This is a genomic window from Amycolatopsis sp. CB00013 (genome assembly GCF_001905755.1).
GTDB lineage: Bacteria > Actinomycetota > Actinomycetes > Mycobacteriales > Pseudonocardiaceae > Amycolatopsis > Amycolatopsis japonica.
In genome coordinates, this window is sequence record NZ_LIWC01000001.1 from 1,867,123 (window position 1) to 1,891,918 (window position 24,796).

Sequence of the window (24,796 nt, forward strand, 5' to 3'; positions counted from 1 at the left end):
CCCCCTTCCTTGCGCTAGACGCGGTGAAGGGGGCCTTCATGCACTTGGCAGCGCGTGAAGGCGCCCTTCACGCGCGATCGCCGTGACTGCTGTGGTTGCTGGTGCACCTGCGGCGCCGCTGAGTCCGTGAAGGCCTCCTTCACTACCCTGAGGGTAGTGAAGGAGGCCTTCACGGACTACGACCCCACTGCCACCACCACCTTGACGCTGAGCGGCTTACCGCTCACGAGGTCAGGGGCGCAGGCCTGCCAAGCCGAAGGTGCGGGTGTTGCGAAAGCCACTTTCGCAACATTGAAGGTTGCGAAAGTGGCTTTCGCAACGCCGGCAAGCGACGTCAGGAGCGCCAGGTGTCGTTCAGCGCCATCGTGCAGCCACTCGAAGCGCTACCGACGCGATTGGCACCAGATTCCCAGGTGACGGCGCCACCCTCCTTGCGAATGTACTTGTACTGGAACGCCGCCCCCTTCGGCAGCGCGACCTTCCCCGTCCACAAAGGATAGTTCGCGGACGAAAGCGGCACGGCGTTCGCCGGGTTCCACGCACCGAGTTCGGCACGGTCGCCGACGACGAAGATGTTCTGGCCCCACGAAGTCGTGGCGTTCACCGTGAACTCCGCCGAAACGCCGGAGCACGCCGCACTGTACCGCTGCTTCACCACGGACGGCGTCTCGACCGGGGCACCGGCGTCGATCGAGTGCGCCAGCCGGACGAACTGCGCCATCGACCACGCCAGCGGTGTCGCCGCACCGGTGCCTTCGCCGAAGGTGAAGCCCGCGGCGCTCGGCCGGTCCCAAACCTGTTCCGGGATCAGGAAACCGGCGTTCGCCGAGGCCGCCATGGTGGCCAGATGCGTCGTCGCCGAGCGGCCGTTGGCCAGTTCGTATTCGCCGCGTTCACCGGTGAGCAGCGGCCACAGCCGTCCGACGCCCGCGCCGGTGTAGGGACCTCCGGACGCCGTCTCGCCGTAGCCGTCGTGGTTGTACCGGTACCACATCGGGCCGTTCGGGGTGTCGACCTTCAGCGTGGAGTCCACTTCGGACAGTGAAGCGGCGACGTCGGGATCGGCCGCCGGTTTCACGCCGAGGCGGACGAGGTCCAGGAAGCCCGCGTCGATGATGGCGCGCTCGTCGTGGTTCCCGCCGCCGTTCTGCAGGAAGACGTTCTGGCCGTCGTTGGGATTGCCGTTTCCGTCGATCCGGTGGAAGTACCGGCCGTCACCGAGCGGGCCGGAAGTGGTGAACGTCCATGCGCTGACCTGCGTCTGCCACTGGTCGGCGAGCCGGCGATAACGCGCGGCGCTCGTGGTGTCCCCGTTGCGTTCGGCGATGTCGGCGGCGCAGATCAGGCCGGCGATCTCCGCGGCGATGGTGGACGGCGAGTAGCCGCCGTTCTCCTCCCAGCGTTCCTGCGGCGTGGAGGGGCCGCGTGCAACGAGGAAGTCCGCGGACTTCTTCACCTTCGCCCACATCCCCGTGTCGAACCGGCCCAGCTGCCACGCGAGCACGATCGGGAAGGCGACCTCGTCCATCTGCAGGCTGGTCCAGCAGTTGGTGCCGTCGAGCCGGGTGTTCTGCGGGAAGGAGCCGTCCGCTCGCTGCTGCACGGTGAACAGGTAGTCGACCGACCGGTTGGCCGCCGCCGAGTCGCCCGCCGCGATCTGCGCGGTCGAGACCTGGTAGAGGTCGCGAGACCAGACGGCGTGGTACCCGCAGTCCCCCGTGCCGTTCGCGTCCTTCGCCTCGCCCCACGGATTGGTGAGCGACGCGACGTTCGCTCCCGGATAGGTCTTGTCCTCGTGGGCTTTGAGGGTCATCAGCGCGACGTTGTACTGCGTGGTCAGCCCGGCGCCCGAGATCGACCGGGGTACCGCGGCCAGCGAGGAGAGATAGCCGTTCCAGCCGGACCGGTACGCGGTGTCCGCCGCCGCGAAACCGCCCGCGAGCGAGGCCGACGCGTTCGCCGACGCGGCACCCCGATCGCTTCCGAAACCGACCGCGAGCGTGAAGGTCGTGTCGGTCCCCACGGGAATCTGCCCCAGCTGCACCAGGTTCCCCGGCGTCGAGGCCGAGTCGTACTGCGCGCCGAGAACGTGGTCACCGCTCAGGTCGACATAGCCGTCGCTCGCGGTCCCGCTGTAGCCGCTGGTCGCCTTGACGAAACCGGTGGAGGCGGCCAACGCGCTGGACACCGGCCCGTCCGAAGCGACCAGCTGCCCGCCGGAAGTGGCGCCCGTGTCCCCCATGCCGCTGTTGTTCAGGGACGGGTTGTACAGCGCGTACAACTGCAGCGGACCGCCGCTGAGTACCTCGAACCTGGTCTGGATCAGCACGGTGGACCGGGCCGGGTCGGCGGTGTGGGTCTTGGTGATGCGATACCGGCCGTTGGTGGCGGTGTTGATCTGCCGGTAGCTCAGCGAACGCGGATCGGTGAGCACGAGCTGTTTGGTGGTGTGATCGCGTTCCAGCTGGGTGAACCCGGCGCCGTCCGACACCACGTACTGCAGGTCCTGGACGTTGGCGGTGTCCACGGTGGGGTAATAGATCTCGTGGTTGATGCCCTGGCCGAGGGTGAACCACACCTTCGACGCGGCCCCGGCGGCGGTACCGAAACCTTCCTTGCCCCCGGTCGTCCAGGCCGCCCCGGTACCCGGCGCCCCTGGTGCGTCCGCCAAGGGCGCGGCGCTCACCGGCGTGGCGGCCAGGAGTGCCGGCACGGTCAACAGCGCGACCATCGCGCGACGCCGCTTCGGTGACTTCATGAGGGTCCTTCCCACAGGCTTCATCGACGGCAGGATTTGTTGTTAGCGGCAACTTATTACCTGAACCGTCGCGCCCGGCAGGGCCGATCGGAGTAACCCGGACCAGTTACACCGGTGGTCCGGTGAATCGGCTGAGATCGCTGGGCGGACCATCGAGAATCAGGTCAGCCGCGCGAGCAAGGACCTGCACACGAGTCTCTCCTGGGTGGTCAGCGGCGAGAAAGTGATTGCCGATGGCCGCGCAGAACGCGAGCAACGCCCGGGCTTCGACCTCGTCGGGATCGTCGCAGAACGTCGCGATCCCGTCGCGGGCCAGTTGCATCCGCCGGTTGTCCACGCGCCGCAGGCGTTCAGCCACAGCTTCGTCACGACGAGCCCAGTCACGCACGGCCAGGTCGATGGGCAGCAGCCGGCCACCGGAGAAGGTGAGCCGACCGGCCAGCCGGACCTTGTCCCGCGCGTCGCACCCCTCCTGCTCGACACGAGCGAGGACCTCGTCGACACTTTCGTACTCCCAGGCGTCCAACATCGCCTCCAGCAGCGCCGCGCGGTCGGCGAAGTAGCCGTAGAACCCGCCCTTGGTCACGCCGAGCGCCTTGGCGAGCGCCTCGACGCGCACCGCGTCCACCCCGCCTTCCGCCAGCGCCCGCAGACCTTCTTCGACCCACTTCTCCCGCGGTGTGCGCAATGCGCCCATGCCGTGGCCCACCTCACCCTCTCCACTGGTTGTACGCCACCGTATAACCGGTCTAGCCTGACGTTATACGCAACCGTATAACACAACCTGGGGAGTTGACATGATCAAATGGGCGGGTTGGCTCATCACCCTGTTCGGCACGGCCCACACCTTGGGCGCCCTCACGGTGATGAAGGCCGCCGGTCACGCCGGCGCCTGGTTCAGCGGAGCCCTGTGGCAAGACGATCTCGCCGCCATGAGCCCCGCGAACAGCGCCTTTTGGCTCAGCGCGGCCAGTTTCGGCGTGCCGCTCGTCCTGGTCGGCCTGACCGTGCTCTGGCTGGAGCGTCGCGGCATCACCCCTCCCCTGTTCCTCGCCTGGGCGCTGGGGATCTGGACCCTGCTGATCGCCGCGGTCCTTCTGTTCACGCCCTGGCCGATCCTTCTGATCGCGACCGCGCTGCTGCTGGCCGGGATCCTGCGCAGCGAACCGGCCCCGCCGCGGGATGCGACGGGGCCGGTTCAGGGAGTGCGCGGGATCAGCCGACCGGACGCGGCTTGAGGTTCACCTCCACCGTGTTGCCGGGGCCGGAGGTGACGGCGGTGATGATGTCGTTGAGGAACCCACAGCCCTGCAGCGGCGGCAGGGTGTAGGAGCCGGTGAGCTTGCCACCGGCCAGCGGGTCGAAGCCCGCCTTCGACTGCAACGGGATCTGAGCCGGCGTCTTCGTCTGGCACTTCGCGCTCGCCGAGACCGGGAAGCCGAAGACGCTGATCCGCGGCAACTTGACCGTCACCGCCGAGGTCGACTTGAGCACACCGCCGGCCAGCGTGCCGGTGGTCTTGCCCGCCGACGCGAACTCGATCTTCGCGTTGACCGGGACGAAGCCCCAGAGCGTGAGGTTCGCGCTCGTCGGGTTCAGCGTCAGGTCGGCCTCGAAGGTCCCGTTCGCCAGGTTGATCGCGGCGTTGATACCACCGCGCAGGTCGATCGGGCCGGAGAGCTTCTTCAGCTGCGTCTTGCCGGTCAGGTCGTAGCTGTACTTGACGACCGGGGACGTGCTCGGCTTGGTCTTCGCCGTGACCGGCGCGCTGGCGGCCGACTTGTTCCCCGCGGCGTCCTTGGCGACGACGGTGAAGGTGTACTCCGTGTCGGCCGTGAGACCGTCCACAGTGGCCGAAGTGCCCGTGACCGACTTGACGACCTCGGTGCCCTTCAAGACGTCGTAGCCGGTCACGCCGACGTTGTCCGTCGCCGCGTCCCACGCGAGGCTCACGCTGGTCTGCGTGGTCCCGGTGGACAGCGGGTTGCCCGGCACGCCGGGAGCCACCGTGTCGGGCGCGGCCTGCGTCCGGACGGTGACGGCGGCGCTGGGGGTCGACGCGTTGCCCGCGGCGTCCTTGGCGACGACGGTGAACGAGTACTCCGTGTCGGCCGCGAGACCGTCCACAGTGGCCGAAGTCCCTGCCACCGACTTCACCAGCGTGGTGCCGTTGAAGACGTCATAGCCGGTCACGCCGACGTTGTCCGTCGCGGCGTTCCATTCGAGGTTCACGCTGGTCTGCGTGGTCCCGGTGGAGCGCGGGTTGCCCGGCGCGGCGGGAGCCTGCGTGTCCGGCGCGGCCTGCGTCCGCGCCGTGGCGGCGGCGCTGGGAGCCGACACGTTGCCCGCGGCATCCTTCGCCACCACGGTGAACGAGTACTCCGTGTCCGGCGCGAGACCGTCCACAGTGGCCGAAGTCCCCGTCACCGACTTCACCAGCGTGCCGCCGTTGAAGACGTCGTAGCCGACGACACCGACGTTGTCGCTCGACGCGGTCCAGGACAGCGCGACGCTGGACTGGGTGACGTCGGTCGTGGCGAGACCAGCCGGAACGCTGGGCGCTTCGGTGTCCGGAGCGGTGGCGGTCCGGGCGGTCACCGGCGCGCTGGGCTCCGACTTGTTCCCGGCCGCGTCCTTGGCCGCCACGGTGAAGGTGTATTCGGTGTCGGCGGCGAGACCGTCGACGGTGGCGCTGGTTTCGGTCACCGACTTCACCAGGGTGGCGCCGTTGTAGACGTCGTAACCGGTGACGCCGACGTTGTCACTCGACGCGTCCCACGCCAGGCCGACGCTGGAGGCCGAGGTACCGGTCGAGCGCGGGTTGCCCGGCGCACCCGGAGCCTGCGTGTCGGGCGCCGCCTGCGTCCGCGCCGTGACAGCGGCGCTCGCCGCCGACGGGTTGCCCGCGGCGTCCTTGGCCACCACGGTGAACGAGTACTCCGTGTCGGCCGTCAGACCGTCGATCGTGGCCTGCGGTTCGGTGACCGACTTGACGACCTCGGAACCCTTCAAGACGTCGTACCCGGTGACACCGACGTTGTCACTCGACGCGTCCCAGGCCAGCGTCACACTGGTTTGGGTGGTTCCGGTCGAGTGCACGTTCGCGGGCGTCGTCGGCGCCTGCGTGTCCGGGGCCTTCGCGGTCCGGGCGGTCGCGGGCGCGGTGGCGGGCGAGACGTTGCCGGCCGCGTCCTTCGCCTTGACGGTGAAGGAATACTCCGTGTCCGGGGTGAGACCGTCGACCGTGGCCGAGGTGCCGGTCACGGACTTGACGAGATTCGCGCCCGAGTAGACGTCGTAGCCGGTCACGGCGACGTTGTCGGTGGCGGCGCCCCAGGACAGCGCGACACTGTTCTGGGTGACGTCACCGACCGTCACGGCGCCGGGAGCCGACGGCGCGGTCGTGTCCGCCGCCGCGGTGACGGTGAAGGTGTGCAGCACGTTGGCCTGGCCGCTCGCGGGGGTGCAGTCCGCGACGAACGTGCCGAGGCCGGTCTCCGCGCCGGAGGCGGTCAGCGGCGTCATGGTCAGCACCAGGTCGTGCACCGACAGCGTGGCCGTCCCCGGCTGGTCGAATCGCAGCGACGGCGCGGAACCGGTCGCGTTGATCACCAGGTCGTTGCCCTTGGGCGGGATGGGTTGCTGCGGAACCGCGGTCGGCACGCCGACGGCGAGATGCCCCTGCGGGCTCGAGACCAGCGAGGTGGCCAGCGCCGATCCCTTGATGGTCTCGGCGCCGACGAGCCGGAGCCCTTCGGTCGCGGTCGAGCCCGCGTTGGAGACCGCCGTGATGTCTATCTTGGGGGTGAACTGGCCCACCGGGATCGAGTTCGGCAGCGTGGCGTTGATGTCGACCGTGACGTCCTGGTTGCCGATCAACGGGAACGGGCAGCTGTAGACCTGCTTCAGCGGCGGGTGGTTCCCCGAGCCGACAACGGCTTCCGGGGTGACCGGCGAACCGGTCACCGTGTAGGTCTGCAGGACGGTCTCGGCCCCCGCCGCCAGCGTGCAGTCCGAAGTGAAGGTGCCGAGACCGGTTTCGGTGCCGTCGGCCTTGAGCGGGGTCATCACCAGCTGCAGGTTGTTCACGGCGAGCGTCGCGGTGCCGGGCTGGTCGAACCTCAGCGCGGGCGCGCTGCCCGTGGCGTTCACGACGAGGTCGTTGCCCGCCGCCGGGATGGGCTGCTTCGGCACGTCGGAATCGACCTTCACCGTCATCGTGCCCTGGCTGCCGGGCATCGTCACGGTGGAGGTCGCCTTCGCGGTGCCCTTGATGGACTCGGCACCGACGAGACGAAGGCCTTCCGTCGCCGTCTTGCCCGCGTTGGACACGGCGGTGATCTCGATGGCGGGAGTCAGTTTCCCGGTCTCGATCGTCGAAGGTTGCGTGGTCTTGATGGTGACCGAGACGTTCTGATTACCGATCAACGGGAACGGGCACGAGTAATTCTGCGTGAGCTCACCCGGAGCCGCGGCACTGGTGCCCGAGCCGATCGTGAGACCCAGTGTCACCAAGGCCGCCGTGCTCACGACGGCGATGCCCCCGGCCAGTCTTCGACTACGTCTTCTGTGTTTCACAGGTCCCTCTCCAACACATAGACCACACCCGCCGAAACCATCGGACAAACGATTAATGGCCGCTTTCGCGGGCCCTTCCCAGCGGGCGCGTGTGCACATTTACGGGTATGCCACAGGGAATTAACACACCCGCGAGGCTCGGCAGGCAAGGAAAATCACAGAGCCCGCGCGACCATTCTTCGTCTTTGTCATACGCGGCCGATTCGCCGTTCGCGAATCTGTCAGCCGCGCCCCCAAAACGTCCGCCGCCACCCCCGCGAGGGTGGTTACTGGCCAACAGGGCCGCGATCGGGTCGGCCTACTTGCCGCGCCAGGGCGGGACCCAGCCGAGGCGTTTGCAGACCGTGTCGAAGTCGGCGTCGGTCAGGCTCCGGCGATCCGAGAGATTCGCCGACCGCGGCCCGAGGATCTGCATCCGGTCGACCGCGGTACCCGGGTCGCCGATGTCCTTGCGGACCTCGATCAGGAAGTCCGCGTAGAGGCGGAACTGGATGTCCGGCGGTGCCCCGGCCGGAAGTCCCTGCATGAGGCGGGAGTACGCCTTGACGATGCCGTCCGAGCCGTACACGTTCACCCATGTGTCGAAGCGGCGTTTGTGCTTCAGTTCCTCTTCCGTGGGCAGGTCGTCGGTGGTGAACATCCGTTCCAGCATGTCGACGACGGGTTCGCACATCGCGCGTTTCTGCTCGGAGATCCGTTCGCGGACCTGGTCGGCGCTCTGCACCCGCGCCTCGAGACGGCGCGCGGCCAGCGCGAAGATCCCGGCGACCACCGCCGCGGAGATCGAGGCGACGGCTGCGATCACGGCGACGACGATGGAAGACATGCGATCGATCCAACCACGATCGGCCGCCCGGCGAGTGTCACTCAGCGATCGCGGCCAAGACGCGGCGCGCGTTCACCGCTTCCTCGTCGACGCGGTCCCGCGTCCGCGCGCGAGTGATCAAGGCCTTCCACAGCGCCCACCCACGGCCACGCTCCCATTCGGAATCGTCGACCGGAAGCCGCTCGCGGAACGCTCGCCTGCCGTCGGCGGTCAGCGACGTCCAGGCGATCGCCAAGTCACAGGACGGATCGCCGACGCCACAGGTGCCGAAATCGATGACGGCCGCCAGTCCCCCGCCGTCGAGCAGGAGATTCCCCGGCGCGAAGTCGCCGTGGAACCAGCGATCCGTTCCATCCCAAGGGCTGTCCAGCGCGGTCTTCCAGATCTCGCGCGCTGCGCCGGTGTCGATGTCGCCGTCCAACGCCGCGAGCGCGCGCTCGGTCTGCGCGTCGTAGGTGCGCAGGGTGGCGCCCCGGAACCAGTTGTGCTTGCCGGGTTGCGGGCCGCCCGTGGTGTCGATGGCCCGCAGCGCCGCCAGGAAACCGGCGAGGTCGAGGGCGAACCGGACCGGGTCGGAGATCCGAGCGGCGCTCGCGGGTTCACCGTCGAGCCATCGGTAGACCGACCACTCGAAGGGGTAGCCCGCGCCAGGACGTCCTTTCGCCAGCGGAACCGGGACGGGCACCGGCAACCGGGGAGCGAGCAACGGGAGCCAGCGCTGCTCCTTGTCCACCGCCAAGGCGTACTCGGCGGCGCTCGGCAGCCGTGCCACCATGTCGTCGCCGATCCGGAAAGTCCTGTTGTCCCAGCCGGATTCGGCCACCGGGCGGACCGGGAGACCGGCCCACTCCGGGAACTGCTCGCTCAGCAGCGCGCGCACCTGCGGCGCGTCCACGGTGATGCGCCGCGGCATCGGGCCCAGGTCCGGCGTAGTGCTCTTCGGTCGCGGGGAATCCACACTCCGAGTCTCGTCGTGCCGTCCAGTGGATATTCGGCGGACGTCATGCCGAGTGGGGAGGATTCGGGACGTTGGACGTCCCGAATCCTCCCCACTCGCAACCGATACCTGCTCCTCCAGCCCTAGCCGAGGGTCCAGTACACCGCGTGCGACTTCCCGGCCGCGTTCGAAGCGGCGCCGACGACGCGGCCGTTGTCCGTGATCCGGTAACCCTGGCTGCGGGTGCCGCCGGGCAGCGTGCCGAGCTGCCTGCGTTCCCCGTCCCGGAACCAGACCGTCGCCTGGCTCCGGAAAGTGCCCGCCACGGTGCCTTGCGAGTCGACCGCTTCGGCGTCGGCGCCGAGGCCGTCGTCGGGCAGTGCGATGACGTCGCCGTCGAGATCCCACAGCACGGCCGATCGGCGCGGCGGGTTGAGATAACCGCTGCCGACCACGTAACCGGTGGGGCCGATCCCGTAGATCCACACCGAATACGGGCTGGGCCAGTCCAGGGGATGGATCACGCCGTCCCGATCCCATTTCGCCGGGATCGGGGGCCCGCTGCTGGTCTCCCGCAAGGCGCCGGCGGCCACTCCGCCCTTGTTGATCCGGCTCGCGCCGCTGCTCACCCCTTGCGGCGCCAGCTCGGTGATCGGCCCGCCGTTCACCCAGCGCGCGGCTTGGTTCGCCGCGGAGCGGACGGCGCTGCCGATGACGATGGTGCCGTCGCCGGAGATACCGTCGGCCATGCTCCAGGTCTCACCGGGCAACGTGCCGAGGTCGGTGGCCGTGCCATCGGGATCCCAGCGGAACCCGTGATACTGCTCGGCAGGCGTCAGCCAGGCCCCGACGACGACGTCGGTGTCGCTGATCGCCCAGGCGGTGGCGTTGTGATAGCCGGGCGGAAGCTGCAGCAAGGTCGCCTGCCCCGCGGCGTCCCAGCGTGCGGGTACGGCGGTGGTCGCGGTCAGCACGTACCCCGCGGACACCCCGGAGCTGTTGATGTCGCGCACCTGCCCTTCGGTGCCTCCCGGCGTGGGCAGCGCCATGATCTGGCCGGTGGCGTCCCAGCGAACCGGATGGCTGCGCTTCGGGGTCGGGCCCGCGAGCGACAGCCCTACCATCTCCCCCGCCTCGTTGACCGCGAGGACCGTGCTCTCGTCGTCCCCCGGCAGCGTGCCGAGGTCCACCGGCCCCGTCGTGGTGGCCTGCGCGGTCCCCGTCACCGCGCCGGTGACCACGGCGAGAGCCGCCACCAGTGTGAACATCCGTCTTCGCGCGACAGGCACACTATTCCTCTTCACGATGACTCCCCAATCCCGATCAGTGGTGTGGATGTGCGGACCCCGGAGCGACACTAATGCACTCACTTCACGAATCACGCACGTTCCACACGAACAGCCGACCGGGACCGTCGGGCAGCGGAAACTCTTGACAGCAGCCGAATTTGGCAGTCGTGCGCGCCGGTATCCGAAAACCCGGCACATTCTTGACACAAGAAACGCGGACCATCCGGAAAATGCCGTCGGGAAACACAATCGGGCGGCGGCATTCGTACGTTCGGCCGTATCCGGCGGCCGACGCGTCAGGTGTTCGCGCCGAGCCGGTCCGTCCGGACGAGTTCGGCCAGGAGCGCGGCCTGTTCCCGGTGGTATGCCTCGACGTTCGCCAGTTTGACGTCCTCGTAGCCACGAACCAGATCGGGCAGCTCGGCCAAGGCCAGCAGCCTTCCGCGATCGGCGTCTTCGGTGCCGAAAGCGGTGAGGATCGTCTCCCGGTACTGCCCGACGAGCTCTCGCTCCACCTTCCGGACGTGTGCCTTGCCGAACGGGTCCCAGCGGGTGCCGCGCAGTTTCCGCGCGGCACGCAGCGCGACGAACACCGGGCGGAACTTCGGGCCCAGCGCGATCTTCCGCTTCATGCCCATCGCGCGCAGGAAGGGCGGGTGGAGGCGGTAGGCGTACCGGCTCCCGACGCCGAACTCCTCCTCGATCCCGGCGAGTACCGCGGGATCGAGCGACAGCCGCGCGACCTCGTACTCGTCCTTGTAGGCCATCAGCTTGTGCAGATTCCGCGCCACCGCTTCGGTGATGGCGGTCGAATCCCCTTCCAGGACCCGGACACGCTCGACGAACTCGGCGTACTCCCTCGCGTAGCGCACGTTCTGGTACCGGACGAGTTCGGGGACGCGGATGTCCAGCAGCCGCGCGAGTTCCGAACCCGGCTCGGCGTGCACGAGCGCGCGGGCGCGCAGGGCGGCCGCCGACGGGGTGGGGCTCGCGGCGACGGCGGCCGGGGCGACCACGGCGTGCAGGGCGTCGGGATCGGCGACGAGCTGCCTGCCGCGCCGGAACGCCTGGAGGTTGCCCGCGATGGCGACCCCGTTGAGTTCGATCGCGCGTTCCAGGCTGGCCGCGTCCAGCGGGATGGCGCCGGTCTGGTGCGCCGCGCCGAGCTGGAGGATGTTGGCGAACTGGTCGTCGTCGAACAGGATTTCCGCCAGTTCCCGCGCGTCGAGCGCCACCGTCCGCGCCGCGTTGTCCGAGATCGCCCCGCGCACGGCGGCGGCGTCGGGGAAGGACACCGTGGTGTCGACGACCATCCGGCCGGTCGGCACCTCGGTCGTGGAGACCACGGCAGTGGTCCGGCCGGAGTCCGCCACCGTCAGATGCGCCGGATCAGCGCCGACGAGGACATCGCAGGCCAGGTAGAGGTCGCATTCCCCGGCCGCGAGTTTCGGGGCCTGCGGCGTCGGCTCGGCGGTGATCTTCAGATCCGAGACGACGGCGCCGCCCTTCTGCGCGAGCCCGGTCTGGTCCAGTGTCCGGACCTGCTTGCCTTCGAGCACGGCGGCCGTGGCGAGGATCTGCGCGACGGTGACCACGCCGGTCCCGCCGACCCCGGTGATGCGCACGGTGAAGTCGGTGCCGGCGGTCTCGGGCTCGGGCAGTTCGGCCGCGGTGATCTCCCCGGCCTTGCGCCGGTGTTTGCGGCCGGTGGGCACCACCGTCATGAACGAGGGGCAGTCGCCGGCCAGGCAGGAGTAGTCCACGTTGCACGAGGACTGGTGGATCGTGGTCTTGCGGCCGAATTCGGTGCTGACCGGCTGCACGGACAGGCAGTTCGACTTCTCGCCGCAGTCGCCGCAGCCCTCGCACACCCGCTCGTTGATCACGACCTTGGCGGCCGGGGTCTCCAGTTTGCCGCGACGGCGTTTGCGGCGTTTCTCGGCGGCGCATTCCTGGTCGTGGATGAGGACCGTCACCCCGGGAACCCGGGCCAGTTCCTCTTGCGTGCTCAGCAGTTCGTCACGGTGCCGGACCTCGACACCGTCCGGCATCCGGACGCCGCGGAGCCGCTTCGGCTCGTCGCTGGTGATGACCACCTTCGCGACGCCTTCGACGAGGAGCAGCGACGCCAGCCGTTCCACCGACAGGCCACCGACGGCGTCCTGCCCGCCGGTCATCGCGACCGTCGCGTTGTAGAGGATCTTGTAGGTGATGTTCACCCCGGCGGCCACCGCCGCCCGGACCGCGAGGCTGCCGGAGTGGGTGAACGTGCCGTCACCGATGTTCTGCACGAAATGCGAGGCGTCGACGAACGGCTCCATTCCGAGCCACTGCGCGCCCTCGCCGCCCATCTGGGTCAGGCCGACGACGTCACCGACCTGTTCCGGCTCCATGAACAACGCCATGGCGTGGCAGCCGATGCCGCCGCCGACCACCGTGCCCTCGGGCACCTTGGTCGAGGAGTTGTGCGGGCAGCCGGAACAGAAGTACGGCGTCCTGGTCAGCAACGGCACGGAAATGCGCTCGCGGCGGCGCTGTCGCCGCCACGCGGTCACGGACGGGATCTCGTGGTGCTCGCTCAGCCGGGTGGCCAGCACCCTCGCGATGGCGTCCGGGTCGAGCTCGCCGAGTTCGGTGCACAACGTGCGGCCGTCCGGGCCGGTCTTGCCGTACACGGTGGGCGCGCCGGCGGTGCCGTACAAGACTTCCTTGATCGCCGATTCGACGAAGGAGCGCTTCTCCTCCACCACGACGATCTCGTCGAGCCCATCGGCGAAGCGGCGAACGATCGACGGTTCGAGCGGGTGGATGACACCGAGCTTGAGGATCCGGATCCCGTGACGGGACAACGCGTCGGCGTCCAGGCCGAGCAACCTCAGCGCCTGCATCAAGTCCAAATAGGACTTTCCGGCGGTGACGATGCCGACGCGATCCGCCGGTCCCTCCTGGACGATCCGGTTGATCCCGCTCGCGCGCACGTACTCGACGGCCAGCGGCAGGCGTTCGGTGTACAGGCTGCGTTCGAGCGCCATCAACGTGGTGCCGAGCAGCCGGGTACTGGGCTTGTGCCGGTACGCGGGCAGCGCCAGCTCGGGCGCCGTCCAGGTCGGCCGGACGTGCGCGGTGCTCGCGGCGTCGGCCACGTTCGCCACGAGTTTCATCGACGACCACAGGCCGCTCGCCCTGGACAGCTCCACCGCGTGCAGCCCGAAGTCCAGCACGTCCTGGGAGTCGGACGGGAAGAACACCGGCATGGCCAGATCGGCCAGCGCGAGCTCGGAGGCGCACGGCACCGACGAGGATTTGGCGTTCGGATCGTCGCCGACCAGCGCCACCGCGCCGCCCGCCGGGTCGGTACCCGCGAGGTTGGCGTGCCGCAGGGCGTCGGTCGCCCGGTCGAGGCCGGGTGCCTTGCCGTACCAGAACCCGGTGACCCCGCCGCGCGACGAGCCGACCGACGCGGTGAGCTGGCTGCCCATGACCGCGGTCGCGGCGAGCTCCTCGTTCAAGCCGGGACGGTGCACGACGTCGTGCTTTTCGAGCAGGTGGGAGCGGCGGCCGAGTTCGAGGTCGTAGCCGGCCAGCGGCGATCCCTCGTAGCCGGAGACGAACACGGCGGGGGACGCCCCGGCGGCGCGATCGTGCCGCACCCGGTCGAACAGCATCCGGACCAGGGCCTGGACACCGCTGAGGTAGACGGTGCCGTCCTCCCGCAGATACCGGTCCTCCAACGTGAACTGCTCCACCAGACCTGCCTCCTTCGGCACCCCCGCGTGACGTCACGACAGGAGACCCGACCGCGCGGGCCGTCGCAACAGGCGGCAGTCTATTGGCACCCGGCACGCAAAAAATCCGGCCCATCTTCTCCGCTGGCCGATATCCGTTGCGTCTGCGTACCATCCTGGCTCATGGCGGACCAGCTCATCGACGAGACCGATCGCGAGATCCTCGAACTGCTGCGGGAGGACGCTCGGCGCACCCTTGGCGACATCGGGGCCCGCGTCACGCTGTCCACCGCGGCGGTCAAACGCCGGATCGACCGTATGCAGGAGAACGGTGTCATCGTCGGCTACACCGTCCAGATCGACCACGCCAAACTCGGCTGGGGCATCGAGGCGTTCACCGAACTGCGGTTCACCGGGACCACCAAGGTCGGCGAGATCGTCCGCACCACCACCCGGATGCCCGAGGCCCAGGCGGTGTTCACCATCGCGGGCGACCCCGACGCGCTCGTCTGGCTGCGGGTGCGGGACATGGGCCACCTGCAGCGCACCATCGACGAGATCCGGCGGCATCACCAGGTGACGGGCACGAAGACGCTGATGGTGCTGGATTCCTGGACGCGCGGTCAGCAGTGGCCGCACCCCTCGTGAGCGTCGGCCCCAGAAGTACATGAAGGCCCCCTTCCTGTACCTAGGCGCAAGGAAGGGGGCCTTCATGTCCTTGACAAGCGAGCAGTGCCCCGCAGCAGCCGCTCCCCCGTCCGCACCAGGTACTCGGCGAATTCCGCCGGTTCCTCCACCCTGAACTCGATGTCGGTCAGCGTCAGAACCACCCCCAACCACTCGAACGAATCGACGTAGGCGACGTACCGGCACCTGTCGTCACCGAGCGCTTCGAAACTCCCGTCGACCCGGTGAAGCCGGGCAGCGGCCTCGCTCGCGCCGATGTCGAGGGTCAGCGTGATCCGGAGGGATTTCGGGCTGTGGAAGCGTTCCTGGAGGTGCGCCGCCACATCGTCGACGGGGAGCGGACGCGGCTCGAACGCCACATCGGTCATCGACGGCGTGCCGATCCGGTCGAGCCGGAAGCTCCGCCAATCCCGTCGGCCGAGGTCCCAGGCGTAGAGGTACCACCGCCTGCCGAGCTGGACGAGCCGCATCGGCTCGACCGTCCGCGACGACGGGCCGTCCTTGCCCGTGTACGCGAACTCGAGGCACCGCCGAGCCGCGATCGCCGCGGCGAGGACGTTCAGGACGTCTTGGGCGACCCGCGGCCGTTCACCGGTCCCGAACTCGACCGCGGCGAGCATTTCGTCGGTCCGCCGTCTCAGTGCCGACGGCAGGACACGCCGGAGTTTCGCGGCGGCGCGGTCGGCCGATTCGGCGGTCAGGTCCACGCCGGTTCCGCCCGCCGCCGCGAGCCGCAGGCCGAGCACAGTGGCGATCGCCTCGTCGTGTTCCAGCATCAGCGGCGGCAGCGCGGTGCCCGCGACCAGCCGGTAGTTGCCCCCGGGACCGCGGCTGCTCTCCACGGGATAGCCCAGACCGCGCAAGTTGTCGATGTCCCGGCGCAGGGTGCGCGGCGGGACTTCCATGGCCGTCGCGAGTTCGGCGGCGGGCCACGCCCGGCCGGATTGCAGGAGCGACAGCAGCCGCAGCATCCGTTCCCGTGGTGCCGTCACGACGCCTCCCGCTAGTTGTGGCCGTAATCCGGCCACATCTCATCGTAGCCTCGATTCATGGCGAAAGTTCAAGCTGACCGAGGCCGGTGGATCACCGTGGAAGGAGCCCGGACGCACAACCTCCGCGACATCTCGGTGCGGGTGCCGAAACACCGGCTGACGGTGTTCACCGGCGTATCGGGCTCCGGGAAGTCGTCGCTCGCGTTCGACACCATCGCGGCCGAAGCCGAGCGCCTGGTCACCGGGACCTATCCCGCCTTCGTCCGGAACCGGCTCCCCCAGCATCCGCCCGCCGACGTCGACCGGATCGACGGCCTCGTCTTCACCACGATCGTCGATCAACGCCGGTTCACCGGCAACGCGCGGTCCACTGTGGGCACGGCGAGCGACATCGCGCCACTGCTGCGCCTCCTGTTCTCCCGGCTCGGAAAGCCGGGCGCCGGGTTCTCGCCCGCCTACTCGTTCAACGATCCGGCCGGGATGTGCCCGCGCTGCGAAGGGCTCGGCGCGGTCGACGACATCGACCTCGACCGGCTGCTCGACCGCTCGCGAAGCCTGCGCGATGGCGCCGTGCGGTTCCCGACGTTCGCTCCCGGCACCTACCGCTGGAAACGGCTGGTCCATTCCGGACTCGTCGATCCCGATGTCCCGTTAGGACGGTTACCGGCGGCGAAGGTCGAGACCCTGCTGCACGCCGAAGCACTCCCCCTCGACGACCCCGGCTCCGAATACCCCAAACACGGGCTGTTCGACGGCATCGTCCCGCGCCTGCGGGATTCGTACCTGCGCAAGACGCCGTCGCGCCTCACGGCCGAGGAACAGGAAGGACTCGCCGGAGTCGTCACCCGCGGCGTCTGCCCCGAGTGCTCGGGAACCCGCCTTTCCGAGGCGGCACGCGGAAGCCTGATCGACGGGCGGTCCATCGCGGACTGGTCCGCCATGCCGGTCGGCGAACTGCGTGACGTCGTCGCGGCCGTGCGCGATCCGTCGGTGGCTCCGCTGTCGCAAGCGATCCGGGAACGCCTCGACGCGCTGGATTCCGTCGGTCTCGGCTACCTCAGCCTGTCCAGGGAGTCGCGGACGCTGTCCGGCGGCGAGGCCCAGCGCGTCAAGATCGTCCGCCATCTCGGCAGCGCGCTGAGCGACGTCTGCTACGTGTTCGACGAACCCAGCACCGGCCTGCATCCGCACGACGTGCACCGCCTTCTCGAACTGCTGGCCAGGCTCCGCGACGCGCACAACACGATCCTCGTGGTCGAACACCATCCCGCCGTCATCGCGGCCGCCGACCACGTCATCGACCTCGGACCCGCCGGAGGCGACGGCGGCGGACGCATCCAGTTCGAAGGCGGCCCCGGCGAACTCGTCACGGCCGGTACCGAGACCGGGCGGATCCTCGGTGTCCCGCTTCGCTTCCGCGAGCGGACCCGCGTCGCGCGGGGTGCCGTGACGATCTCCGGTGCCCGCAGCCACAACCTCCGTGACGTCACCGTCGACGTGCCGCTCGGGGTCCTGACCGTCGTTTCGGGGGTCGCCGGCTCCGGCAAGAGCACCCTGATCACCGGTGAACTCCCCCGGCGGCATCCCGATTTCGTCGTCGTCGAACAGGCTCCGCTGCGCGGTGGGATCCGGTCGACCCCCGCCACGGTGCTCGGTATCGCCGAGCCCATCCGCGAAACCTTCGGGAAGGCCACGGGGAAACATCCGTCGTGGTTCAGCGCGAACGGCCGCGGGGCCTGCCCGGTCTGCAAGGGAAAAGGCGTCATCATCACCGACCTGGCCTTCCTCGACGACGTCCAGACCGCTTGCGACGCTTGTGGCGGCACCCGCTTCAACCCGGACGCGCTCGCCGCGCGCCTGCACGGCCGGACCATCGCCGAACTGCTGGCGATGAACCCGGCGGACGTCGCCGCGCTGTTCGGCGAGCGGTCCCCCATCGGGCAGCGGTCACGCTGGCTGGACCGCGTCGGGCTCGGCTACCTGACGATCGGGCAAAGCCTCGACACCTTGTCGGGCGGCGAAAGGCAACGGCTGCTGCTGGCCAGGTACCTCGCCGACGCCGGTCCCGCGCACGAACTGCGCCTGATCCTCGACGAACCCACGGCCGGCCTGCACGGCAGCGACGTCGACCGGTTGCTCGCGCTCTTCGACGAACTCGTCGACGGCGGCGCGACCCTCGTCCTGATCGAACACGACCAACGGGTGATCGCGCACGCCGACCATGTCATCGACATCGGACCGGGCGCGGGTGCCGAAGGCGGGACGGTGGTGTTCGAGGGCACGCCGTCGGCTTTGGCCGAGGACCCGGCGTCCATCACCGGACGTCATCTGCGAACGCGTTCCCGGCGCCGGACGGCGCCGGGAACACCCACCCGCCCGGGAACAGTTCCCGGGCGAGCGCGATGATTCCCCATCGGGCTTTGCCCGACACGCCGGTACCGAACAGTTCTTGGCCCTGTTTCGCGTGATCTAGCCGACAAGTTCGCAGGCCTTGTCGGCCTTCATCGCCTGATCGAGGCCCGGCACGTCACCGGTCTTGACCGCGGGCACATGCGTGACCAGGTCGGCCCCGCTCAGAGTGAGGGCGGCCTTGGCGTATTCGACGCCGCCTCGTGGCAGCAGGGTGCGGAACTCGGTCACCTTCCCGTGGAGCTTCCGGTAGAACGCCAGCTCGCCCGCGGCCAGTTCGTCGGCGTTCTGAGCGATCTTCGGGAGCTTCTCGAGCCCGGTGATCGCCGCGGTCAGCGCGGTGTCCAGCTTCTTCAGCGACTCCTCGGCCTTCGGCAGGTCGGCCGCTGTCTCGATGTCGTAGCCCTTGGCCATGCGGTAGACGATCAGTCGCATGTCCTTCACCGCGCCGCAGTATCCGCCCGCCCAGGAGACCAGTGCTGGATCCGGGCCGGTCGGAGACGGCGGGGGTGCGGGTTTCGGTTCCGGTTCCGGCGGATTCGTGGCGCAGCCCGCGAGCAGGCAGCCGACGGCGAGCGCCACGGTCACTCGAATGCGCGCTGTCGTCTGGCTCTTCATCCGGCAGAGGGTAAAGCTGTCCGACGGGACCGGTCCCGATGGGAGGACGAGATGGCTCACTCTCTGCCGCAACGGATGTACCTGCTCGGCTACGACACCGGGAAGAACCGGCTCGACCCCGCCAGCGCCGTCGTACGGGGTTCGCTCCTGCGTGCGGCCGCGGTGGCCGAACTGGTCCTCGCGGGTCTCCTCTCCGATCGCGACGGGAAGGCCGAGCGCACGGCCGCGGCGGCTCTCGCGCCGGAAGACCCCTTCCTCGCCAAAGTGCTGGAAGACGCTCCCGGAACGAAACCGCGGCGCTGGCTCACCGTCGTCGACCGCGATTGGCACCGGGCCGAGGACATCGTCCGGGACCAGCTCGCCACGGCCGGGACGATCACGGTCGGCAGGCACCGGGCGATGGGAATCTTCCCCGTCCGAGACATCGCCCTGGCTGATCCTCGGCTGGCAGAAGGGCTCCGTGGACGAGTCCGCGACGTGGTGCTGAGCGGTCAAGACCCCACCGCCGTCCCGATCGAGGACGCGGTGCTCGCCGTGCTCTCCGCCGAGGGCGACGTCCGCACGGTGTTCAGCGCTAAGGAGAACCGCGTGCACCGGAGCGCGATCAAGGCGCTCGCGGCGCACGTCGACACCGTCCTGCCCGGACTGCGGAAGGCGGTCCGGTACTCGGTCGCGGCCCGCCGATCGGTCAGCGGCTAGCCTCCTCGCGGTCGACGACCTTGGTGAGGAAGTGCTGTTGCCCCAGCGTCCACACGTTGGTGGCCAGGAAGTACAGCAGCACCCCGATCGGCACCGGGAAGAACGATCCCGAGACCAGCATGCCGACCGGCGCCAGGTACATCATCAGCTTGGTGATCCCGGCGGTCTCCGGAGCGGACTGCCGCGCGAGGCCCGATCGCATCGAGAAGAACGTAGCCAGGCTCGCGATCAGCATCAGCGGCACGCCGACGGCGATCATGTGGACGTGATCCGTGCCGAACGCCGCCAGTTCCGCCGCGGGTTGCGAAAGCCAGTTGCCGAGCTTCGCGCCGAACAGGTCGGCGTTCAGGAACGACTGCACACCGGCGTGGTCGAAGACGTGGTTCGAGACGGCGCCCGGCGTGAAATCGCGCAGGACCCAGTACAGCGACAGGAACACCGGGAGCTGGATCAGCGCCGGGAGACAGCCGCCCAGCGGGTTGGAGCCGCTTTCGGCATGCAGTTTCCGGACTTCTTCCGCCATCCGCTGGCGATCTTTGCCGTATTTCTCCTTGATCCGCCGCATCTCCGGGGCGAGTGCCTGCATGCGGCGGCCCGCGCGCAACGCGCTGAGCGCGGGTTTGACCAGCAGGAGACGCAATGTGAAGACGAGGAACACGATGGACAGCACCCAGGCGACGCCCGAGTCGGGACTCGACACGGCACCGAAGACCTTGTGCCAGAACCAGAGAATGGCGGAAACGGGGTACAGGAAGAAATCGAACATGACCAGGTCACTCCGTCGGTCGAAGGGATGCGGGCAGGAGTGACTGCCGCACCTTCGAACGAGAAAGGTCAGGCAGTCACGATGCCCGGTGACGGAGCCCTGGGCCGGACGCGGCCGCGCGCGTCGGGATCGCGCAGGCTCAGGAACAGCTGCGCGCGTTCGCGCAGGCTGATGGCGCGCACCCGCATCGCGGCGGCCGCCGGTTCGAGGCGGAAATGCACCGCGAGCGCGAGCAGGACGGCGGCGAGGGACGCGGTCAGGGCGGCGGCCAGCCCGAGCGGGTTGGCGACCGCCACCGACGCCGTCAGCGCGGTGGCCAGGCTCAGCGGGTTGATCCCGCCGACGACCGGGAGCACGACGAACAACTCGGGCAGGAACAGCGCAAGCATCAGCTTGAGCCGCACGCCGAAGTAGGTTCGCTCCACGTCACCGACACTACCGGAGATATTGCGTTGCGTGATCGCCGAGTGCGCGGGCAGTCTGTCGGAATGGGTCACGTGGAAGTCGCGCATGTCGAATACCACCTGCCCGACGGACGACTTCTCCTCGACGATGTCTCGTTCCGGGTCGGGGAGGGCAGCGTCTGCGCGCTCGTCGGCGCCAACGGGGCGGGCAAGACGACGTTGCTGCGGCTGATCTCCGGGGAGCTCTCCCCCAGCGAGGGCTCGGTGACCATCAGCGGCGGGCTCGGGGTGATGCCCCAGTTCGTCGGGTCGGTGCGCGACGAACGGACGGTGCGGGACCTGCTCGTCTCGGTGTCGCCGGACTCGCTCCGCGCCGCCGCGCGGGCCGTCGACGAGACCGAACTCGCCTTGATGGAGCGCGACGACGAAGCGAATCAGATGGCGTACGCGCAGGCGCTCGCCGACTGGGGTGACGCTCGCGGCTACGAAGCCGAAGTCGTGTGGGACAAGTGCACGACGGCGGCACTCAACCTGCCATACGAGAAGGCGCGCTGGCGCGAGGTGCGCACGCTGTCCGGCGGCGAGCAGAAACGGCTCGTGCTGGAGGCGCTGCTCCTCGGCGGGTCCGGCGTCCTCCTGCTCGACGAGCCGGACAACTACCTCGACGTCCCCGGCAAGCAGTGGCTGGAAGAACGGCTGCGTGAGACCCAGAAGACCGTGCTGTTCGTTTCGCACGACCGGGAACTCCTCGCGCGAGCGGCGAAGAAGATCATCAGCGTCGAGCCCGGCCCCGCCGGCGGCGACGTCTGGGTGCACGGTGGCGGCTTCGACACCTATCACCAGGCGCGTGCGGAACGGTTCGAACGGTTCGAGGAACTCCGCCGCCGGTGGGACGAAAAGCACGCCCAGCTCAAGAAACTCGTCGCCGACATGCGCCAGTACGCCGCGCGCAGCGACGAGATGGCCTCGCGCTACCACGCCGCGCAGACACGGCTGCGTAAATTCGAGGAGGCAGGAGCGCCCGCCGCTCCCCCGCGCGAGCAGAAGATCACCATGCGCCTTCGCGGCGGCCGGACCGGGGTTCGCGCCGTCACCTGCGAAGGGCTCGAACTCAGCGGCCTGATGAAACCCTTCGATCTGGAGGTCTTCTACGGCGAGCGGGTCGCGGTACTCGGCTCGAACGGCTCCGGAAAGTCGCATTTCCTGCGGCTGCTGGCCGGTGAGGACGTCGCGCACGACGGACGCTGGAAGCTCGGCGCCCGCGTCGTCCCCGGCCACTTCGCGCAGACGCACGCCCATCCCCAACTGCTCGGGCAGACGCTCGTCGACATCCTCTGGACCGGCTACGCGCGAAGCCGGGGGCCGGCGATGAACGTCCTGCGCCGTTACGAACTCGACGGGCAGGGCGATCAGCGGTTCGAGAAGCTCTCCGGCGGGCAGCAGGCGCGGTTCCAGATCCTGCTGCTGGAGATCGGCGGCGCCACCATCCTGCTGCTCGACGAACCGACCGACAACCTCGACCTGGCGTCGGCGGAAGCGTTGCAACAGGCGCTGGAAGCGTACGAAGGCACGACTGTCGCGGTGACGCACGACCGCTGGTTCGCGCGCTCCTTCGATCGGTACCTCGTGTTCGGCTCGGACGGGCAGGTGCGGGAGACGACGGAACCGGTGTGGGACGAGCGGCCGGTGCAACGCGCGCGCTGACTCACTCGGGTCGGTAAGGGCGACACACCAACGGGAAGTGCGTTCGGCGGCTCCGTCGTGTGTTTGAATGCCGCCGCGTGTCCGCATCGTCCCAAGGCTGGAGTTCCCCGTGGAGGCCGCTGCCATCCCCTTCGCCATCGCGGCCCTGTGCTGCGCGGCGTTCCTGGTGAGCTTCCTGCGCGACCGGCGCCGGTTGCGGAACGGCTTCTACCTGTTCTTCGCGCTCCTCTTCCTCGGCGTGACGTTCATCGCGCTGCTCGCCTCGGTTTCGCCCGAAGCGGCGGGTTTCGTCGCGGTCGGCGTGATCCTGCTGATCATCCCGACGGTCCTCGCGCTGACGGTCTTCCTGATCTGCAACGGGATCACCATGCTCCGCCGGGAGGGACGCAGGCTGGCCAACGTCCTTTCGCTGCTGGCGGGGCTCGGCATCTGCGCGCTGATCGTCTTCAACGCGACCGTCACGCAGCTGGCCTGGGAGCCCCTCGACATCGTCCGGGGCATCCTGAACGGGTTGGTCGTCTACTTCTCGTTCCTGTTCGTCTGCTTCCTCCTGTACTCGATCGTCTACGGCCGCATCCGCACCGAAAAGGGCGTGGATTTCGTGGTGGTGCTGGGTTCGGGACTGCTGGACGGTCACCGCGTCCCACCGCTGCTGGCCGGGCGCCTGAACCGCGCCCGGCGCGTGATCGACGCCGAAGCCCGCCGCGGCGGGGAACCGATGGTGGTCACCTCGGGCGGGCAGGGACCCGACGAGGACCTGCCCGAGTCCCACGCCATGGCCGAATATCTGGTCGAGAACGGCGTGCCGAGGGAGCGGATCCTGCTCGAAGACCGGTCGCGGACGACCTTCGAGAACCTCACCTTCAGCGACGAGATCATGCGGCAGCGGAAGACGGACTACCGCTGCACGGTCGTCACGAACAACTTCCACGTGCTCCGCGCCGCCCTCATCGCCCGCCGCGCGAAGGTGAACGGCCAGGTCATCGGGTCGCCGACGGCGTGGTACTTCTGGCCGAGCGCGACCATCCGCGAATTCGTCGCCATCGTGGTGGAGCACAAGTACAAGAACCTGGTGGTGTGCGGGCTGATCGTGCTTTCGCAGGTTTCCCGCGCCTTCTCGTGAAACCGCAGGACGGTTAGAACCGTCCACCGGCCCTGAGTCCCGGCAGCCGAGCGGGCGTGTTGTGAAAGCCACTTTCGCAACCTTCAACGTTGCGAAAGTGGCTTTCGCAACGTCCCGCGCCTTCTCGTGAAACCGCACTCACGTGATCGAAGCCGGAACTCCCGTGATCAGAGGCGGAACACCCGAGTGCGGCCTCCAATCACGCGAGTCACGTCCCTGATCACGTGAGTCACGTCTTCGCTCACGCCGCGCCTGGGTGCCCGGTCCGTGAAGGCCTCCTTGAGGGACTCTGGGTCTCTCAAGGAGGCCTTCACGGACTTCCCACTCACGAGACGCATCACCCATCAGAGAAATTTGACATCCCGGGCCGAATTCTCGCCGTCACCTCTCAACCCCGCATGACAAATCCCCGCCATCCGTTTGACAACACCGTTTTCCCCGGGTCATCGTCCTGCGCATGAGCGCTTACACCCGGCAGGCGATGGCGCGGCTGTTCGACCGGACGGCGGAGACCTACGACGCTCTCGGGGTCGACTTCTTCGGCACGTTCGCCGGGGAACTGCTCGACCGGGTCGCGCTCGTCCCCGGCGAGCGGGTGCTGGACGTCGGCTGCGGGCGGGGCGCGGTGCTGTTCCCGGCGGCCGAGCGGGTCGGCGCGGGCGGATCGGTGCTGGGGATCGACCTGTCCGCGGAAATGGTCGAGCGCACCGCGAAAGACGTCGAGGCTCGCGGCGTCAACGCCTCGGTTTTCCTTATGGACGCCCAAGAACCGACGCTGCCCGACGCCGCCTTCGACGTGGTACTCGCGTCGTTCGTGGTCTTCTTCCTGCCCGATCCGGTCGCCGGGCTGCGGTCTTGGCATCGTCTCCTCGCGCCCGGCGGCCGCATGGGCGTGACCACGTTCGGCGCCGACGATCCGCGCTGGGCCGCCGTGCGTGAGGTCTTCAAACCGTTCGTACCGCCGGAGCTGGCCTGGACGCTCGCCATCAGGTCGGGGCTGTTCGCCACCCTCGAAGGTTTCGGCCAGGCCGTGGAGTCGGCGGGCTTCACCGGTGTCACGTCCGTGGAACGCGTCTATCCGGTGAAGTTCGCCGACCCCGGGCACTGGATCACCTGGTCCTGGTCGCACGGCCAGCGGATGTTCTGGGAGCTGATCCCGGAAGACCGCCTCGACGCCGTGCGCCAGGCCGTGCTCGCGGAGCTGGAACCGCTCCGCGAGCCCGACGGGAGCGTGGTGCTGGCGCAGACCGTGCGCTACACCCTCGCCCACCACGCTTGACG

Annotated in this window: 18 protein-coding genes; 7 read left to right on the forward strand and 11 right to left on the reverse strand. The window is 68.9% G+C overall.

Annotated elements, in window-relative coordinates; translation table 11 throughout:
• Positions 1-334 precede the first annotated feature (334 nt).
• Both AMK34_RS08395 and AMK34_RS08400 read right to left on the reverse strand, forming a co-directional pair.
• The gene (locus tag AMK34_RS08395) at positions 335-2,758 is read right to left on the reverse strand and encodes a glucan 1,4-alpha-glucosidase (RefSeq protein WP_073844114.1); all 2,424 of its coding nucleotides are present in this window, start codon (positions 2,756-2,758) and stop codon (positions 335-337) included.
• Positions 2,759-2,864: 106 nt separating this feature from the next.
• Positions 2,865-3,455 carry a TetR/AcrR family transcriptional regulator gene (locus tag AMK34_RS08400; protein WP_198941647.1) on the reverse strand — a complete coding sequence of 197 codons (591 nt, stop codon included), beginning with the start codon at positions 3,453-3,455 and terminating at the stop codon, positions 2,865-2,867.
• Positions 3,456-3,555: 100 nt separating this feature from the next.
• Here AMK34_RS08400 and AMK34_RS08405 point away from each other — a divergent pair, with 100 nt between their 5' ends.
• Positions 3,556-3,996, forward strand: coding sequence for a DUF6463 family protein (locus AMK34_RS08405; protein WP_073844118.1), 441 nt, complete (start codon positions 3,556-3,558; stop codon positions 3,994-3,996).
• Here the strand turns inward: AMK34_RS08405 and AMK34_RS08410 are convergent.
• The 5 genes from AMK34_RS08410 to AMK34_RS08430 all read right to left on the reverse strand — a co-directional run bounded on the left by AMK34_RS08410 (position 3,974) and on the right by AMK34_RS08430 (position 14,134).
• Positions 3,974-7,288, reverse strand: coding sequence for a fibronectin type III domain-containing protein (locus AMK34_RS08410; RefSeq protein WP_241832715.1), 3,315 nt, complete (start codon positions 7,286-7,288; stop codon positions 3,974-3,976). The two genes, AMK34_RS08405 and AMK34_RS08410, sit on opposite strands and share 23 nt — an antisense overlap.
• Before the next feature lie 346 nt (positions 7,289-7,634).
• On the reverse strand, positions 7,635-8,162 hold the full coding sequence (locus AMK34_RS08415; protein ID WP_038512115.1) for a hypothetical protein: 528 nt from the start codon (positions 8,160-8,162) through the stop codon (positions 7,635-7,637).
• A gap of 37 nt (positions 8,163-8,199) precedes the next feature.
• Positions 8,200-9,075, reverse strand: coding sequence for an aminoglycoside phosphotransferase family protein (locus AMK34_RS08420; protein ID WP_073844120.1), 876 nt, complete (start codon positions 9,073-9,075; stop codon positions 8,200-8,202).
• A gap of 167 nt (positions 9,076-9,242) precedes the next feature.
• Positions 9,243-10,367 carry a hypothetical protein gene (locus AMK34_RS08425; protein ID WP_073844121.1) on the reverse strand — a complete coding sequence of 375 codons (1,125 nt, stop codon included), beginning with the start codon at positions 10,365-10,367 and terminating at the stop codon, positions 9,243-9,245.
• A gap of 317 nt (positions 10,368-10,684) precedes the next feature.
• Positions 10,685-14,134: an indolepyruvate ferredoxin oxidoreductase family protein gene (locus AMK34_RS08430; RefSeq protein ID WP_073844123.1), complete on the reverse strand. Its 3,450-nt coding sequence runs from the start codon at positions 14,132-14,134 to the stop codon at positions 10,685-10,687.
• A 162-nt stretch (positions 14,135-14,296) separates the two neighbouring features.
• On the opposite strand from AMK34_RS08430, the gene AMK34_RS08435 reads away from it, so the two are divergent.
• The gene (locus AMK34_RS08435; RefSeq protein ID WP_038512105.1) at positions 14,297-14,761 is read left to right on the forward strand and encodes an Lrp/AsnC family transcriptional regulator; all 465 of its coding nucleotides are present in this window, start codon (positions 14,297-14,299) and stop codon (positions 14,759-14,761) included.
• 62 nt (positions 14,762-14,823) lie between these two features.
• Here the strand turns inward: AMK34_RS08435 and AMK34_RS08440 are convergent, their stop codons facing one another.
• Complete coding sequence (locus tag AMK34_RS08440; protein WP_241832716.1) at positions 14,824-15,792, reverse strand: helix-turn-helix transcriptional regulator; 969 nt, start codon at positions 15,790-15,792, stop codon at positions 14,824-14,826.
• 57 nt (positions 15,793-15,849) lie between these two features.
• On the opposite strand from AMK34_RS08440, the gene AMK34_RS08445 reads away from it, so the two are divergent.
• Positions 15,850-18,198, forward strand: coding sequence for an excinuclease ABC subunit UvrA (locus tag AMK34_RS08445; protein WP_241832717.1), 2,349 nt, complete (start codon positions 15,850-15,852; stop codon positions 18,196-18,198).
• A 63-nt stretch (positions 18,199-18,261) separates the two neighbouring features.
• Here AMK34_RS08445 and AMK34_RS42525 read toward each other — a convergent pair whose 3' ends face one another.
• A complete protein-coding gene (locus tag AMK34_RS42525) occupies positions 18,262-18,819 on the reverse strand; it encodes a hypothetical protein (RefSeq protein WP_143202357.1) in 558 nt (185 codons plus the stop codon).
• A gap of 51 nt (positions 18,820-18,870) precedes the next feature.
• Here AMK34_RS42525 and AMK34_RS42530 point away from each other — a divergent pair, with 51 nt between their 5' ends.
• Complete coding sequence (locus AMK34_RS42530; protein WP_073844128.1) at positions 18,871-19,518, forward strand: GOLPH3/VPS74 family protein; 648 nt, start codon at positions 18,871-18,873, stop codon at positions 19,516-19,518.
• Here AMK34_RS42530 and yidC read toward each other — a convergent pair.
• Together yidC and AMK34_RS08465 are read right to left on the reverse strand one after the other, a co-directional pair.
• Complete coding sequence (yidC, locus tag AMK34_RS08460; protein WP_073844130.1) at positions 19,508-20,284, reverse strand: membrane protein insertase YidC; 777 nt, start codon at positions 20,282-20,284, stop codon at positions 19,508-19,510. The genes AMK34_RS42530 and yidC overlap by 11 nt on opposite strands.
• Positions 20,285-20,352: 68 nt before the next feature.
• Complete coding sequence (locus AMK34_RS08465; protein ID WP_038523096.1) at positions 20,353-20,709, reverse strand: DUF6412 domain-containing protein; 357 nt, start codon at positions 20,707-20,709, stop codon at positions 20,353-20,355.
• 63 nt (positions 20,710-20,772) lie between these two features.
• On the opposite strand from AMK34_RS08465, the gene AMK34_RS08470 reads away from it, so the two are divergent.
• The 3 genes from AMK34_RS08470 to AMK34_RS08480 all read left to right on the forward strand — a co-directional run bounded on the left by AMK34_RS08470 (position 20,773) and on the right by AMK34_RS08480 (position 24,794).
• Positions 20,773-22,392, forward strand: a complete 1,620-nt coding sequence (locus AMK34_RS08470; protein ID WP_073844132.1) for an ABC-F family ATP-binding cassette domain-containing protein — start codon at positions 20,773-20,775, stop codon at positions 22,390-22,392.
• A 109-nt stretch (positions 22,393-22,501) separates the two neighbouring features.
• Complete coding sequence (locus AMK34_RS08475; RefSeq protein WP_083649820.1) at positions 22,502-23,515, forward strand: YdcF family protein; 1,014 nt, start codon at positions 22,502-22,504, stop codon at positions 23,513-23,515.
• Between the two features lie 457 nt (positions 23,516-23,972).
• Complete coding sequence (locus AMK34_RS08480; RefSeq protein WP_073844136.1) at positions 23,973-24,794, forward strand: class I SAM-dependent methyltransferase; 822 nt, start codon at positions 23,973-23,975, stop codon at positions 24,792-24,794.
• Positions 24,795-24,796 lie beyond the last annotated feature (2 nt).

What these genes read in the sequence shown, in the direction of transcription:
- AMK34_RS08395 (WP_073844114.1), bottom strand. Translation starts at nt 2,758, where the DNA reads ATGAAGTCACCGAAGCGGCGTCGCGCGATGGTCGCGCTGTTGACCGTG.
- AMK34_RS08400 (WP_198941647.1), bottom strand. Translation starts at nt 3,455, where the DNA reads ATGGGCGCATTGCGCACACCGCGGGAGAAGTGGGTCGAAGAAGGTCTG.
- AMK34_RS08405 (WP_073844118.1), top strand. Translation starts at nt 3,556, where the DNA reads ATGATCAAATGGGCGGGTTGGCTCATCACCCTGTTCGGCACGGCCCAC.
- AMK34_RS08415 (WP_038512115.1), bottom strand. Translation starts at nt 8,162, where the DNA reads ATGTCTTCCATCGTCGTCGCCGTGATCGCAGCCGTCGCCTCGATCTCC.
- AMK34_RS08420 (WP_073844120.1), bottom strand. Translation starts at nt 9,075, where the DNA reads ATGCCGCGGCGCATCACCGTGGACGCGCCGCAGGTGCGCGCGCTGCTG.
- AMK34_RS08425 (WP_073844121.1), bottom strand. Translation starts at nt 10,367, where the DNA reads ATGTTCACACTGGTGGCGGCTCTCGCCGTGGTCACCGGCGCGGTGACG.
- AMK34_RS08435 (WP_038512105.1), top strand. Translation starts at nt 14,297, where the DNA reads ATGGCGGACCAGCTCATCGACGAGACCGATCGCGAGATCCTCGAACTG.
- AMK34_RS08445 (WP_241832717.1), top strand. Translation starts at nt 15,850, where the DNA reads ATGGCGAAAGTTCAAGCTGACCGAGGCCGGTGGATCACCGTGGAAGGA.
- AMK34_RS42525 (WP_143202357.1), bottom strand. Translation starts at nt 18,819, where the DNA reads ATGAAGAGCCAGACGACAGCGCGCATTCGAGTGACCGTGGCGCTCGCC.
- AMK34_RS42530 (WP_073844128.1), top strand. Translation starts at nt 18,871, where the DNA reads ATGGCTCACTCTCTGCCGCAACGGATGTACCTGCTCGGCTACGACACC.
- yidC (WP_073844130.1), bottom strand. Translation starts at nt 20,284, where the DNA reads ATGTTCGATTTCTTCCTGTACCCCGTTTCCGCCATTCTCTGGTTCTGG.
- AMK34_RS08470 (WP_073844132.1), top strand. Translation starts at nt 20,773, where the DNA reads ATGGGTCACGTGGAAGTCGCGCATGTCGAATACCACCTGCCCGACGGA.
- AMK34_RS08480 (WP_073844136.1), top strand. Translation starts at nt 23,973, where the DNA reads ATGAGCGCTTACACCCGGCAGGCGATGGCGCGGCTGTTCGACCGGACG.